Source organism: Citrobacter sp. CF971 (genome assembly GCF_006385635.1).
GTDB lineage: Bacteria > Pseudomonadota > Gammaproteobacteria > Enterobacterales > Enterobacteriaceae > Citrobacter > Citrobacter freundii.
Window position 1 is genome coordinate 136847 of the sequence record NZ_CP041051.1, and the last position, 13561, is coordinate 150407.

General features: G+C 53.3%; 13 protein-coding genes. 6 read left to right on the forward strand and 7 right to left on the reverse strand.

What is annotated here, in order from left to right; translation table 11 throughout:
- Positions 1-10 precede the first annotated feature (10 nt).
- From E6P06_RS04140 to yihU, 6 genes are read right to left on the reverse strand one after another with little or no spacing between them, the layout of a single operon-like run.
- Positions 11-1393 (reverse strand): MFS transporter, encoded by a 1383-nt coding sequence (locus tag E6P06_RS04140; RefSeq protein ID WP_003028647.1) that lies wholly within the window; start codon positions 1391-1393, stop codon positions 11-13.
- Between the two features lie 45 nt (positions 1394-1438).
- Positions 1439-3475 (reverse strand): alpha-glucosidase, encoded by a 2037-nt coding sequence (locus E6P06_RS04145; protein ID WP_003847919.1) that lies wholly within the window; start codon positions 3473-3475, stop codon positions 1439-1441.
- Between the two features lie 48 nt (positions 3476-3523).
- Positions 3524-4366 carry an aldose-1-epimerase gene (locus tag E6P06_RS04150; protein WP_139934966.1) on the reverse strand — a complete coding sequence of 281 codons (843 nt, stop codon included), beginning with the start codon at positions 4364-4366 and terminating at the stop codon, positions 3524-3526.
- Between the two features lie 18 nt (positions 4367-4384).
- Positions 4385-5626 (reverse strand): sulfoquinovose isomerase, encoded by a 1242-nt coding sequence (yihS, locus tag E6P06_RS04155; RefSeq protein ID WP_032938394.1) that lies wholly within the window; start codon positions 5624-5626, stop codon positions 4385-4387.
- Positions 5627-5640: 14 nt separating this feature from the next.
- Positions 5641-6516 carry a sulfofructosephosphate aldolase gene (gene yihT, locus E6P06_RS04160; protein ID WP_003847913.1) on the reverse strand — a complete coding sequence of 292 codons (876 nt, stop codon included), beginning with the start codon at positions 6514-6516 and terminating at the stop codon, positions 5641-5643.
- A 10-nt stretch (positions 6517-6526) separates the two neighbouring features.
- A complete protein-coding gene (gene yihU, locus E6P06_RS04165) occupies positions 6527-7423 on the reverse strand; it encodes a sulfolactaldehyde 3-reductase (RefSeq protein WP_003847911.1) in 897 nt (298 codons plus the stop codon).
- Positions 7424-7589: 166 nt separating this feature from the next.
- On the opposite strand from yihU, the gene E6P06_RS04170 reads away from it, so the two are divergent.
- The 6 genes from E6P06_RS04170 (at position 7590) to fabY (ending at position 12314) form a co-directional block, all read left to right on the forward strand.
- Positions 7590-8486: a sugar kinase gene (locus E6P06_RS04170; protein ID WP_003847909.1), complete on the forward strand. Its 897-nt coding sequence runs from the start codon at positions 7590-7592 to the stop codon at positions 8484-8486.
- A 33-nt stretch (positions 8487-8519) separates the two neighbouring features.
- Positions 8520-9323, forward strand: coding sequence for a DeoR/GlpR family DNA-binding transcription regulator (locus E6P06_RS04175; protein WP_003847907.1), 804 nt, complete (start codon positions 8520-8522; stop codon positions 9321-9323).
- Between the two features lie 105 nt (positions 9324-9428).
- Positions 9429-10028 carry a glucose-1-phosphatase gene (gene yihX, locus E6P06_RS04180; RefSeq protein ID WP_003028663.1) on the forward strand — a complete coding sequence of 200 codons (600 nt, stop codon included), beginning with the start codon at positions 9429-9431 and terminating at the stop codon, positions 10026-10028.
- Positions 10022-10894: a virulence factor BrkB family protein gene (locus E6P06_RS04185; protein ID WP_139934967.1), complete on the forward strand. Its 873-nt coding sequence runs from the start codon at positions 10022-10024 to the stop codon at positions 10892-10894. Before yihX ends, E6P06_RS04185 begins: the two co-directional genes overlap by 7 nt.
- Positions 10891-11328: a D-aminoacyl-tRNA deacylase gene (gene dtd / locus E6P06_RS04190; protein ID WP_003028671.1), complete on the forward strand. Its 438-nt coding sequence runs from the start codon at positions 10891-10893 to the stop codon at positions 11326-11328. Before E6P06_RS04185 ends, dtd begins: the two co-directional genes overlap by 4 nt.
- 44 nt (positions 11329-11372) lie before the next feature.
- Positions 11373-12314 (forward strand): fatty acid biosynthesis protein FabY, encoded by a 942-nt coding sequence (fabY, locus tag E6P06_RS04195; protein WP_003825286.1) that lies wholly within the window; start codon positions 11373-11375, stop codon positions 12312-12314.
- Between the two features lie 150 nt (positions 12315-12464).
- On the opposite strand, the gene E6P06_RS04205 is transcribed toward fabY, so the two are convergent.
- On the reverse strand, positions 12465-13373 hold the full coding sequence (locus tag E6P06_RS04205; RefSeq protein WP_003840443.1) for an alpha/beta hydrolase: 909 nt from the start codon (positions 13371-13373) through the stop codon (positions 12465-12467).
- Between the last annotated feature and the right edge of the window lie 188 nt (positions 13374-13561).

Sequence of the window (13561 nt, forward strand, 5' to 3'; positions counted from 1 at the left end):
ATTATTATTATCAAACGGTTTGTTTACGCGCTTCTATCTCTTCAACGATGCGGACATACATCTTCTCGTTAAGGTTGTAGAAACAGCCCATAGCTACAATGGTGATCACCGCCAACGCGCAGGGATAAATAAAGATCAGCTGACGCAACCCTTCGACCGTACTGGCAGATTGCACCACGTTGGGGACGTAGCCGATTTGCGTCAGCATCCAGCCGGGGAAGAATCCTGCCAGCGCTTGTGACACTTTACGAAAGAAGGTGAAGCCGGTGTATACCGTTCCTTCCGAACGTACGCCGGTACGCCATTCGCCATATTCCACCGTGTCGGAGACCAGCGCCCAGTTCAGGCTGTTGACGAATGCTGAGCCGAAGAACGCCAGGCACGAGAAAGCGACAAAGCTGACGGAACCGCCGCCAAAGAAGTAGTTCAGCAGATCGCCCGCGACCCAAATCAACAAACCGCCGATGTAGACCTTTTTCTTGCCGAAACGTCTGACCATTCCCGGCATCAAGAAGACGCCGATGAAGATACAGCCCATGCTGAAAAAGCCCATCCAGGAAAGGAGGATCGGGTCGTTCAGTACGTACTGGGTGTAATAGACCTGAATCGCCAGCTTGACGTTAAACGCGCCAAGTGTGCAAAGGTTGGCAACGCACAGAATAAACAGCGGGCGATTACCTGCGATGGCGCGGAAGGATTGCAGCAATCCCGGTTTTTGCGCGGCATCAACGGGTTTCACCTCCACGTAGCGTTCTTTAACCCCGGCATAGCACAGCCACATAAACAGCAAGCCGAACAGAGAGAATAAGGTGGCAGCGAAGATATAGCCCAACTGTGAGTTGCCTTCGATCAGGTTCATTACTGGCACAAAACCGACGGTGCACAGCAGCAGGCCAAGAGTGGCTCCGCCCTGTCGCCAGGCAGCCAGCGAGGCGCGTTCGTCCGGGTTTTTGGTGATCGCGGGGACCATCGCACCGTAAGAGCAGTTCATCATACTGAAGAACAGTCCGTACAGCATAAACAGTACCGTTGCCATCACCGTTTTACCGGTGACTTCAAATGGTGTACCGACAAAGTTCGCAATCGCCAGCAGCGTCACTGGAAATGCGGCATACAGAACGAACGGGCGGAATTTGCCTTTCGGGCCGATTTTGCGGCGCGAGTCGAGCATAATCCCAGTCCCCATATCGGTAAACGCGGTAAAAAACTTGGCGATAAGGAAAATGATACCGCCATAAGTTCCAGGTAAACCAAGAACATCGGTATAAAACTTGAGTAAATAGAGCGTACCTATGTCCAGCAGGATATTGGAACCTAAATCACCCATCCCATAGGCGAGTTTTTCTTTGAACGGCAAGCGTAGGGTTGCCGGATTAGAAGAAGTCTGACTCATTATTATTCTCCATGTGCCCGTGAGTCTCCCCACGGGCGAGCCGTATTAGATGTTGCGTAAAGTGGCAAACAGTGACGCCCATTCACTCTTCGCGCGATAAAACACCGGAGGCTTGCCAATCGGCGCATCCACGGTAATTTCACCGCCCTGATAGGTTTCCCCGGTCCAGACATTTATCCAGCTATCTTCCGGCAGATACAGGGTCCAGTCGGACTTGCCTTGCTCGTGAACCGGCGCGACCAAAAGATCTTGTCCCAGCAGATACTGATATTTCAGGGTATAGGTACGCGCATCGTCTTCGTAATGCAGGAACAGCGGGCGCATCACCGGCAGACCGGTAGCGCTGTTTTGCGCGACGGCCTGTTTGAGATACGGTTTCAGGGTGGTAAACACGGCGGTCATTCGTGCAAAGTGGGCGATGGTTTCAGCATCACCATCAAACTGCCAGTTATCGCCTGGGCGGTTACCCTCGTGGGTACGCATCATCGGCGTGAAGGCGCTGAAGTCACACCAGCGCAGCAGCAGTTCTTTGCTGCGTTTCATGTCAAACAGGGTGGTGTAGCCGCCGATATCGCTGTGGTGCAGACCGTGACCGGTCATCGCCAGCGACAGCGCTGCAGGAACGACGGAAGCCAGACCGTCGTCAAGGCTCCAGTCCACGTTCTGATCACCCGCCCACATCATGGTGGAGTATTTCTGGCTGCCGGTGTAACCCGCACGCATAAAGAACAGGATCTCGCCGAGTTTGCCGGTCTCCTGTAGCGCTTCGTAGTTACATTTCGCCCACAGTGCGGGCCAGGCGTTGTGCATGATCTCGGCGCTGACGCCGTTGTGCAGATGCGTATCTGTCGGCAGGTATTCGCCAAAATCTGCCATCCAGCCGCCGCAGCCCAGTTCGATCATGTTTTTCTTGATGACCTCTTTGAACCAGTCGTAGGCTTCCGGGTTGGTCAGATCGACCACGCCGCCGTAAAACTCGCCAAACTCTACGAGGTAATCGCCGCCGGATGCATCTTTCGCCAGATAACCGTGTTTGGCCGCTTCGGCACAGAGATCTTTATCGCTGGCAACATACGGGTTGATGTAGGAGAGGAACTGCACGCCTTCTTCTTTCCATTGCTTAATACGGCTATCCAACTGCGGATAATTGTCGCTGTTCCACTTCCAGTTCCACATCACGCGCTTGCCAAAGGAGGTCATGCGGATCCCGGACCAGTCCTGCGCCCAGATGCCGTTTACTTTCACGCCTGCGTTACGCATGGTGTCCAGTTTGCTCTGGCAAACCTCAGTACCGCCCTGAATACCGAGCGTGACGCCATCGTAGATCCAGTCCGGCAGCTCCGGCTGGCGTCCTAACAGCGCAGTCAGTTTTTCCAGCAGAGAGATGTAGGTATCAGCGCACTCAAAGCGCAGGGTGGTTTTGTCCTCCCACAGCGCCAGTTCGTGATACTCCGGCGCGCTGAAGTCGAAATTCATATAGCAACTGTTATCAACGTGGCAGTAGTACTTCTGCGTGCTGACGAAGGTCGGCTGTGGGAAGAAGGTCCAGTAGTAGTCGCCACCGGCGTTCTCTTTACAGTCGGCTTGCCAGGTGACATAGCTGTTTTTGTTTCGGCCCACGCCCTGTTCACTGGTCCACAGCGGGAACGGCTTACCGCGTAAGTCGAAATAAGAGAACTGTTCGCCGCAGCCGTAAATATGATCGTCCGCCCTGGCGGCCAGACGCAGCCAGATGCGGTTATGGTTGAGATCGCCGTTGTGCAGATCCAGCTTCAGGCGACCCTGTTCATCGGTGGAAATATGCAGCGTGGCGTTGATGGTATCACCGCGGCTGAAATGCACCCGCCAGCCGTCTGGGGACTCGCTTACCGTGGCGCCAGTCAGAGCAATCTTCTCATTGAGCCTGTCTTTAATGCTGAAGTTGCCGCGAAACATGTCAATGTCGGCAACGCCAGCGCCGACCCACAGGCAGGGCGTTTCTGTGCTGTGGCGTAAAATCAGGCGCTGGTGGTACGTTAAAGCAAATCCATCAGGTAATGATGTGAGTTCTATGGCGGTTGACCGTTGTTGTAGCGAATTCATTGTCGTCTCCGTAAAAATAGGGTAATTCGGTAATTTGTCGGAAATCTGTTATTCACTGCCGATTAAAAAATGCATCTGATGTTGTTCTCCGGGCGCGAGATGAATCAGGCTAATTCCGGAGTTAAAGGCGTCTGGCGGGCAGGTCATCGGTTCAACCGCCAGGCCACGCCGTGCTAATTTTTCGCCGGTATACACTTGCAACCAGGGCTGGTGGCTGCGTAAAAAAGTGGACATGTTTTGCGATGGGCTGGTCATCCTGACTTCCCACTCAGCGTCAGGTGGCAGAGTCCTGAACGTATGATCGATAGCGGTCTGTGCAATGCGTTGCGGCGTGGTGAAATATCGTTCATCACATGTTTCTTCACTCATCGGGAGTGTTAATTCACAGTCATCAATGGGTTGCAGATTGCAGGTCAAATAGGGATGTGCTCCCGCGCCATACGGCGCGATTTCATCACCCACATTCTGTGTGCGGATAAAAACGTGCAGTCCACGGGTTGCCTCCAGTCGGTAAATCACCTCTGAAACCAGCGCGAAGGGATAACCATAAGAAGACGGCAGAAAAATCGTCAGCGACACTTCCGATGCCGACTGCTGGTTAATCTGCCAGTCCCGCCAGGCCAGTAACCCATGAATGGCGGTATGTGAAACCGAGTCGTTAACGGCAAGCTGGTAATCCTTGCCGTTATAGTGATAGCTGCCGTCTACAACGCGGTTTGGCCAGGGGATTAACACTTTCCCCAAGTGTGCCAGTGGCATTTCTTCCGGTTTGTGGGGAATAACGATATGACGCCCACGGTGCGTCAATTCTGCTAGCCCAGCGCCAACCGTGACGATTTTCGCCTGGTAGTGTCCGGCCTGAAGATGAATGGTTTTTCCACCGCTATGCATGGCAGCCCACCTTGTTACTTATTTAGCGTTGATATCCAGCAGACCGGCGGCAACAGCCGGAGCAAGGCCCGGAGCCAGCGGCAGACGTGGGATCACCAGGCAGTGCAGCAGGTGATAAATATCCTGCTTGCCGTCCCAGACTTTGGTGGTCACCTTGTTATCGGTGTCCAGCTCCTGCCACCATGAACCGGTCTCGTAATCCATCAGGTAGGTGATGCAGTAATCCCACCATTTCTGGTACCAGGCTTCGTACTGGCTGTCGCCTGTGAGGGTGTACAGGGCGTAGGCGGTACCCATCGCTTCGACTATCGGCCAGCGCACTCTTTCGCGAACGATCGGTTTGCCGTCCCAATCCACCGAATAGACAAAACCGTCTGCGCCGTCCGGTGCCCAGGCGTCGCGGATAGTGGCGTGGAAAAGTCCTTTTGCATCTTCCAGCAGCCAGGCAGGAGGCGTTTCAAAGCGAGCTTCCAGCGCAGCATGCAGATGCAGCATCAGGCGGCCCCACTCGATCCAGTGACCCGGCGTGCCACCGTAGGCGCGGAAACGGTGAGCTGGGTTGTCCTTGTTGTAATCGCGGATTGGGTTCCACTGTGAATCGAAGTGTTCATTGACGCGGTACTCCCCGCTACGGGCCACGTCGTGAATAATCACCGAAGAGATACGCAGTGCGCGATCGAGCCATTTACGGTCATGAGTAACGTCATACACGATCAGGAAAGCCTCGACCGCGTGCATGTTAGCGTTGCCGCCGCGATAATCTTCTGTCTGGCTGAAGGCTTCGTCCCAGGACTCCAGGCACATTTGTTCGTCTTCGCTCCAGAAGTACTTCTCAATCACCTCGATGGCGTCATCCAGCAATTTTCTGGCCTGTGGATGACCGGTAGTGACCGCGCTTGCCGCGCCAAGTAAAACGAAGAAATGCTGATAACCCTGCTTGGAGGCATCCATCACGCCTTCGTCATTGACGCAGGCGTACCAACCGCCGTAGCGTGTGTCGCGTAGCGCGCCGTTCAGCGCCTTAATGCCGTGGTCGACGAGTTGATATGCACCTGGGCGACCCATGGAGGCGGCAACGGAATAGACGTGCAGCATGCGGGCGGTGATCCACAGATGCGTTCCCATATCCGCTCTGACCTGACCACTGTTTCCTAACCAACCAAACCCGGTGGGCACCGCCGCGTTCTTACCAAAGTTAAAGATGCGATCGGTTTCTTGTTCCAGCCAGCGGTTGTGGCTTAAGGTGTTAAACCATTTCATGCTTTGATCCTCTATTAGCGGCGGGCCATCATTTCGTCGACGATATCGCCCAGACGCTGCAACTTCGGTGCGGAAACATCACGCAGCATCAGTTCGGTATCCGGCAGACCCACGACGGATGACCAGACCGCACGCCCGGCCAGGAAGCCGGATGCGCCTGCGGTCATTGCTACGCTGACCGCGCGTGGGAACAGTTTTTCATCCACACCAGAGGAGAGAATGACCCACGGCATGTTGATGTTTTCATTCAGGCGCTGAGAGGCGCTAAGCAATTCCTGTTGGGTTCCTTTGCCGTACAGCGGCATTTCGACCTTGTAGAGATCGGCACCGCTGTCGCCCAGCTCTTTCGCGGCATCGATGATGGCCTGTTCACGGCAGAACTTATCGCCACGACGCGGTGGGCGAACAACCGGCTCGATGATGCTCAGCAGTCCATTGGAATGGCATAGCTCATTAAATTCTTTCACCATATCAAGACGCTGTTGGGCATCTTCATCGCTACGCCACAGCACCAGCAATTTGAGAGCCTTGGCGCCATCTTGCTTCACAGCCTGCGGGTTGATTTTTTTATCAATCACTACGCTATCGACCGGAATTCCGTTACCCGGAATAAACTCATCAGCGGCCACAATCATGGCGCAGTTTTTGGCTACCGCGTTTTGCTCTACAACCTGGCGGTAGCAGAACTGCTGATCGACCAGAATGGCGGAGGCATAGGGGGACAGGATCTTTGCCGCATTGACTTTGAAATCGGTCAGCACGCTGTCATTGACCGGGGATTTTGCACCCGCAGCGGCAAACATTAAGCGCATGGCTTCGCGCTGATCGACCGCCAGCATGGCAAAACCGCCGGAAGCTCGGGTGATATCTTTCAGGGTGTACTTCGTCATTGTTCAGTCCTTACTTATCTGTGTGTTTATTTAGCCCGGCGGATGCGCGAACCTGTTCAAGAATGGCCGTCCAGTCTTCCCGGCCACGGCCAGCGGCGCGTGCCTGGTTATAGACTTCGCGGGAGGCGGCACCGAGCGGCATCGGCACATGTAGTTGGTTGGCAACGTCCAGCGCGATGCCAAGATCCTTGTGAGCTAAATCGATCATAAAAGCCGGGGAAAGATCGCCTTTCAGCACTTTGTTCGGCCAGGAGGTAGTGAAGTGGCCTTTCCCGGCGGGAGTGCCGCTCATGACTTGCAAGGCCACATCGAAGGAGAGGCCGAGCGCTTCGCACAACACGGCGGCTTCAGCAGACAAGGCGTTTAACGCGATGCTCATGTAGTTGTTGATGAGCTTGACGCGAATGCCCATACCGGGGCCGCCTGCGTTGATCAATTCATTACCCATCGCCATCAGAACCGGTGTGGCGCGTTCTACCTGCTGTGCCGTTCCACCTGCCAGCAGCAACAGCGTTCCTGCGATAGCGTGATCGGAGGTACGTCCAACCGGGCAATCCATCATGTCGAAGCCTTTGTCACGCATATCGGCGATCAGTTTGTCGGTTTGCAGTGGGTGAATAGTCGACATATCAATCACTAATGCCTGCGGGGAGAGGTTTTCGCAGATACCCTGCTCACCGAACAGTACGCTGCGCACCAGATCGCCGTTTGGCAGCATTGTGATGACAAATTCTGCCCCTTTTACTGCCTGAGCCGGGCTACTGGCAGGTTGAGCTCCTTTTTCCACCAGGCGCTGAACGGCATCCGGGTTAACGTCAAAGACGCTGAGTTGATGACCCTGCTTCAGCAAGTTGCTCGCCATGGGTGAACCCATCTGACCTAATCCGATAAATGCTATAACTGCCATAACGTTCTCCTGAGACGTGGATGTCATTTTTTGTCATTTAAGGTCGTTTGTTTTTGTCTGTTTTTGATCGTATTTGTAATTTATGGTCAAAAAATTGACAGCCGTCACTTTTTAAACATTTTGTGAAATTAAAATGATCCCATCTTGAAACGCCTAAGGAATGACCATGATTCGTATTGCTTGTGTAGGTATTGCCGTGATGGATCGCATCTATTACGTGGAAGGTTTACCGACCGAAGGAGGTAAGTATGTGGCGAAGCGTTATACGGAAGTGGGCGGCGGGCCTGCTGCAACGGCCGCAGTGGCTGCAGCGAAGCTGGGCGCGCAGGTGGACTTTGTTGGCCGTGTGGGCGATGACGACACCGGAAATAGCCTGCTGGCGGAGCTGGAATCCCTGGGGGTAAACACCCGTTACACCCGGCGCTATGCGGGGGCAAAGTCTTCGCAATCGGCAATTATGGTTGATGCGCAAGGAGAACGGATTATCGTTAACTATCCCAGCCCGGATTTACTGCCGGATGCTGCCTGGCTGAATGAGATCGATTTTTCCCAGTGGGATGTGGTGTTGGCGGATGTTCGCTGGCACGAAGGCGCCAGGCAGGCGTTCACGCTGGCGCGTCGGGCGGGAGTGATGACGGTACTGGATGGTGACGTCACGCCACAAGATATCAGTGAGCTGGTGGCGTTGAGCGATCATGCGGCGTTCTCTGAACCGGGTCTGGCGCGTTTAACCGGGATAAATGATTCTGAAGCTGGACTTAAACAAGCAAAAACGCTCACAAATGGTCATGTCTATGTGACACGAGGGAGCGAAGGCTGTGACTGGATAAAAAATAATACGTTGCAGCATCAATCTGGATTTAAAGTCGATGTTGTGGATACTACGGGAGCTGGGGATGTTTTCCACGGTGCGCTCGCATTCAGCCTGGCGGGTGGCGATGCTCCAGAAGAGGCCGTCAGGTTTGCCAGTGGGGTTGCTGCGTTAAAATGCACTCGCCCGGGAGGAAGGGCCGGAATCCCTGACTGTGATCAAACCCGATCTTTTCTGTCACTTTTTGTATAAAATGCCAGGGCAATGGTTTTTCGAGGAAATTTCATGAGTCTTACCGAACTGACCGGTAACCCGCGGCACGATCAGCTGTTGATGCTGATCAGCGAGCGCGGTTATATGAATATCGACGAGCTGGCGAGCCTGCTGGACGTGTCCACGCAAACTGTGCGTCGTGATATTCGTAAACTCAGCGAGCAGGGATTAATTACGCGTCATCATGGTGGCGCGGGCAGAGCCTCCAGCGTGGTGAATACGGCGTTTGAGCAGCGTGAAGTTTCCTGGACGGAAGAGAAGAAGGCCATCGCGGAAGCGGTGGCTGACTACATTCCCGATGGATCAACGGTGTTTATTACCATTGGCACCACCGTTGAGCAGGTGGCCCGCGCGCTGTTAAACCATAATCATTTGCGCATTATTACCAACAGCCTACGCGTGGCGCACATTCTGTATAACAACCCACGTTTTGAAGTTATGGTACCAGGTGGAACGTTACGCCCGCACAACAGCGGCATCATTGGCCCTTCTGCTTCAGCATTTGTGGCTGATTTTCGGGCCGACTACCTGGTTACCAGCGTTGGTGCGATCGAAAGTGATGGCGCACTGCTGGAGTTTGATGTCAATGAAGCCAGCGTAGTGAAAACGATGATGTCCCATTCAAGACACATTCTGCTGGCAGCGGATCATACGAAATATACGGCTTCTGCCGCGGTAGAAATTGGTAACGTGTCTCAGGTGACTGCGCTGTTTACTGATGAATACCCAGGTCCGGCATTGCACAATTTACTCCAGTCACAGCAGGTTGAAATTGTGCAGGTGAGTCCTTCACAGGATGATGCTCTGGCCGTGTAATTCTTCCCAATGATGGCCCGATAACTTCGCAGCCATCACTCTCGCATAGTCAAACTTCTCCTTTCCCGCTACAGTTATTCATCCACGGCGAATAAGGAGAAGGGCATGCTCTATATCTTTGATTTGGGTAATGTGATTGTCGATATTGACTTCAACCGCGTGTTGGGCACATGGAGCGATCTAAGTCGTGTACCGTTGGCTTCGCTAAAGCAAAGTTTCACCATGGGGGAGGCTTTTCACCAGCACGAGCGAGGTGAAATAACGGATGAAGCCTTTGCCGAGGCGCTATGTCATGAGATGGCGCTGCCGCTAAGTTACGAGCAGTTCTCTCACGGCTGGCAGGCCGTTTTTGTCGCCTTGCGCCCTGAGGTCATCGACATCATGCAAAAGCTGCGTGAGCAGGGGCATCGGGTGGTCGTCTTGTCGAATACCAACCGCCTGCACACCACGTTTTGGCCGGATGAATATCCCGAGATCCGTCAGGCTGCTGACCATATTTACCTTTCCCAGGAACTGGGCATGCGTAAACCGGAAGCGCGGATTTACCAGCACGTCCTGCAGTCTGAAGGTTTTTCTGCGCACGATGCGGTCTTTTTTGACGATAACGCCGATAATATTGAAGGGGCTAACCGGTTAGGGATCACCAGTATCCAGGTCGTCGATAAAAAGACCATTCCTGACTATTTCGCGACGTTGTTATGCTAAAAAATGTTCAGCAGCAAGCCAGGCATCATACGCGTCCTGTACGAGACTGGCTGAAGCTATTATGGCTGCGGATTGATGAGGACAACATGACGACGCTGGCAGGGAATCTTGCCTATGTTTCATTGCTCTCATTAGTGCCGCTTATTGCCGTCGTATTTGCGCTTTTCGCCGCATTTCCGATGTTTTCCGACGTCAGTGTCCAGTTACGTCATTTTATTTTCGCAAACTTTATCCCGGCGACGGGAGACGTCATTCAGCGTTATATCGAACAGTTTGTCGCCAACTCGAACAAAATGACGGCCGTTGGGGCATGCGGGCTGATTGTCACAGCGTTATTGTTGATGTACGCCATCGATAATGCGTTGAATACTATCTGGCGCAGTAAGCGTACTCGCCCTAAAGTTTACTCTTTCGCCGTCTACTGGATGATTTTAACGCTGGGGCCGCTGTTGGCGGGGGCCAGTCTGGCGATCAGCTCTTATCTGTTGTCATTGCGCTGGGCCAGCGATCTCAACACGGTGATTGATAACGTCCTGCGTATTTTCCCGCTGGTGCTTTCCTGGCTCTCGTTCTGGCTGCTTTACAGCATCGTACCGACTACGCGTGTACCCAACCGTGATGCGGTTATTGGTGCCTTTGTGGCTGCTGTGTTGTTCGAAGCCGGAAAGAAAGGATTTGCGCTCTATATCACGATGTTTCCGTCTTATCAGCTCATTTACGGTGTTCTGGCGGTGATCCCTATTTTATTTGTCTGGGTATACTGGACCTGGTGTATCGTCTTGCTAGGCGCGGAAATAACTGTCACTCTCGGGGAATACCGCAAACTTAAACAAGCCGCAAAAGAAGAAGAAGCAGAGCAACCATGATTGCATTAATTCAGCGCGTAACCCGTGCCAGCGTCACCGTGGAGGGTGAGGTGACGGGTGAAATTGGCCCAGGACTTTTGGTCCTGTTAGGTGTCGAAAGGGATGATGACGAACAGAAAGCGAATCGCCTGTGCGAGCGTGTACTCGGTTATCGAATCTTTAGCGATGCCGAAGGCAAAATGAACCTTAATGTGCAGCAATCAGGGGGGAGTGTACTGGTGGTTTCACAGTTTACGCTGGCGGCAGATACCGAGCGTGGCATGCGCCCGGGGTTTTCGAAAGGCGCAGCGCCCGAGCGTGCAGAAGCGCTGTATGAATACTTTGTTGAGCGTTGCCGCCAACAGGAAATGAATACGCAAACCGGTCGATTCGCTGCGGATATGCAGGTTTCACTGGTTAATGATGGCCCGGTGACGTTCTGGTTACAAGTATGAACCAGCTACCGGTATGGCCGCGGACAACAAGAGAGAATACGACTATGTATCACCTTCGAGTACCGCAAACAGAAGAAGAATTGGAGCGCTACTACCAGTTTCGCTGGGAGATGCTGCGTAAACCATTGCACCAGCCAAAAGGCTCCGAACGGGATGCCTGGGACGCGATGGCGCATCACCAGATGGTGGTGGACGAAGAGGGGAATCTGGTTGCGGTAGGGCGTCTGTATATCAATGCGGATAACGAAGCTTCCATACGCTTTATGGCAGTAGACCCTTCCGTGCAAGAGAAAGGGTTGGGCACGCTGATGGCGATGACTCTGGAGTCTGTGGCGCGTCAGGAAGGGGTCAAACGCGTAACCTGTAGTGCCCGTGAAGATGCGGTCGAATTTTTCGCCAAGCTCGGTTTTGTGAGCCAGGGAGAAATCACCACGCCGCAAACCACGCCGGTGCGCCACTTTTTGATGATTAAGCCCATTGCGACGCTGGACGATATTCTCCATCGCGGGGACTGGTGCGGACAGCTACAACAAGCCTGGTACGAACATATTCCATTGAGTGAGAAAATGGGCGTACGCATTCAGCAGTACACTGGGCAGAAATTTATCACCACGATGCCCGAGACAGGCAATCAGAATCCGCACCATACCCTGTTTGCCGGTAGCCTGTTTTCACTGGCTACGCTAACGGGCTGGGGACTTATCTGGCTGATGCTGCGCGAGCGTCATCTGGGTGGGACAATAATCCTGGCCGACGCGCATATCCGATACAGCAGGCCGATCACCGGGAAACCAACTGCTATTGCCGATCTGGGGTCGTTGAGCGGTGACCTCGACCGCCTGGCAAGAGGTCGCAAGGCGCGCGTTCAGATGCAGGTCGGGGTGTTTGGCGATGACACACCGGGCGTCGTGTTTGAAGGTACTTACATTGTGCTACCTGCGAAACCGTTTGGCGCATATGAAGAAGGCGGTAACGAGGAAGAGTAGGTCCTCTGGCTAAAATGTAATGTTGGGTTCATTTGCTGATGTAAAATGCGGATTATGAAAATGCCATAATCCGTATTTTGATAAAAATCGCATGCTGTCGATGATTGTATTGACGGGTACCTTCCTTAATTTCAGAACTCATGAACATCCTTATTGGCCAAGCCGCCAGGCCACATCTCGCATCACATTTCGTGCCGCCGGGCTCACCCCTGCCAACTGGAAAAAACCGTGGATAACGCCGAGATAGCGTTGGCAAGAGCACTCCACGCCTTGCTCCAGGAACCGTTGATACAGGGCTTCACCCTCATCTCGCAGTGGGTCGAATTCGGCAGTAATGATGTGCGTGGGCGGTAAACCGTTGAAGTCTTTGCGCCAGAGTGGGCTGACTTCGGGATGTAATGGATCGGTTTTCGGCATATACATTTCGTAGCCCGAAAGCAGTGTATCGCGGGTGATAATGTAATCCCGTCCATTATGGTCATAGCTCGCAAAGCTGGCAGTTGCGTCCAGCATCGGGTAGATCAGCATAAGCTGTGCAGGTTGCCATTGCCTGGCAGCTTTCAGGCGTAGTGCGGTGACCAGCGCCAGGTGTCCACCTGCGCTGTCGCCAGCAAGCGTAATGTTGTCCCGGTCTACTCCCAGTTTCTGGGCATACTTCCAGATGATATTGGCCCCGGTTTCAGCATCGTTATGTGCTGCCGGGAAGGTATGCTCTGGTGCGAGGCGATACTGCACCGCAATGACCCGACAGCCGCTGTACCAGGCGAGTTGCCTTAGCTGGTTATCATGTGTGGCAAATCCACCGCTGACAAAGCAACCGCCGTGATAATAGATAACGCAGGGGAGATTTCCCGTGCTGCCCCGCGGCGAAATAACGCGAAATGCTATGGCGTCGAGTTCAATATCTTCAACCTGTACGCGGGTTTCAGTTTCTCCGGCCAGCGCCGTACTGGCAATATAGGCCGCTCTCCGGTCATCAATATTCTGCTCACGGGAAGAAGGGCGTCCCGCCGCGATAAATGCCTCAACTAACTGCGCAATCCCGCTTTCCAGTGCCATTTTTAAATACTCTGCTCTGTATGGATATACAGGTTTATAACCTGGATTACTAAGAATGAAAATGGGAAAAATAGGGATGGGTATGATTTTGGAAAGCGGCTCGCAAAAGTAAAAATCGTTCGCGTGGAGGCTATTTTCTTGCTTTTTTCAGGTGTATGTTGTGTGGAAATTAATCGCTGATGATATAC

Bases quoted from the DNA above. Each gene is read 5' to 3' on its own strand.
- E6P06_RS04140 (WP_003028647.1), bottom strand. From the start codon at position 1,393: ATGAGTCAGACTTCTTCTAATCCGGCAACCCTACGCTTGCCGTTCAAA.
- E6P06_RS04145 (WP_003847919.1), bottom strand. From the start codon at position 3,475: ATGAATTCGCTACAACAACGGTCAACCGCCATAGAACTCACATCATTA.
- E6P06_RS04150 (WP_139934966.1), bottom strand. From the start codon at position 4,366: ATGCATAGCGGTGGAAAAACCATTCATCTTCAGGCCGGACACTACCAG.
- yihS (WP_032938394.1), bottom strand. From the start codon at position 5,626: ATGAAATGGTTTAACACCTTAAGCCACAACCGCTGGCTGGAACAAGAA.
- yihT (WP_003847913.1), bottom strand. From the start codon at position 6,516: ATGACGAAGTACACCCTGAAAGATATCACCCGAGCTTCCGGCGGTTTT.
- yihU (WP_003847911.1), bottom strand. From the start codon at position 7,423: ATGGCAGTTATAGCATTTATCGGATTAGGTCAGATGGGTTCACCCATG.
- E6P06_RS04170 (WP_003847909.1), top strand. From the start codon at position 7,590: ATGATTCGTATTGCTTGTGTAGGTATTGCCGTGATGGATCGCATCTAT.
- E6P06_RS04175 (WP_003847907.1), top strand. From the start codon at position 8,520: ATGAGTCTTACCGAACTGACCGGTAACCCGCGGCACGATCAGCTGTTG.
- yihX (WP_003028663.1), top strand. From the start codon at position 9,429: ATGCTCTATATCTTTGATTTGGGTAATGTGATTGTCGATATTGACTTC.
- E6P06_RS04185 (WP_139934967.1), top strand. From the start codon at position 10,022: ATGCTAAAAAATGTTCAGCAGCAAGCCAGGCATCATACGCGTCCTGTA.
- dtd (WP_003028671.1), top strand. From the start codon at position 10,891: ATGATTGCATTAATTCAGCGCGTAACCCGTGCCAGCGTCACCGTGGAG.
- fabY (WP_003825286.1), top strand. From the start codon at position 11,373: ATGTATCACCTTCGAGTACCGCAAACAGAAGAAGAATTGGAGCGCTAC.
- E6P06_RS04205 (WP_003840443.1), bottom strand. From the start codon at position 13,373: ATGGCACTGGAAAGCGGGATTGCGCAGTTAGTTGAGGCATTTATCGCG.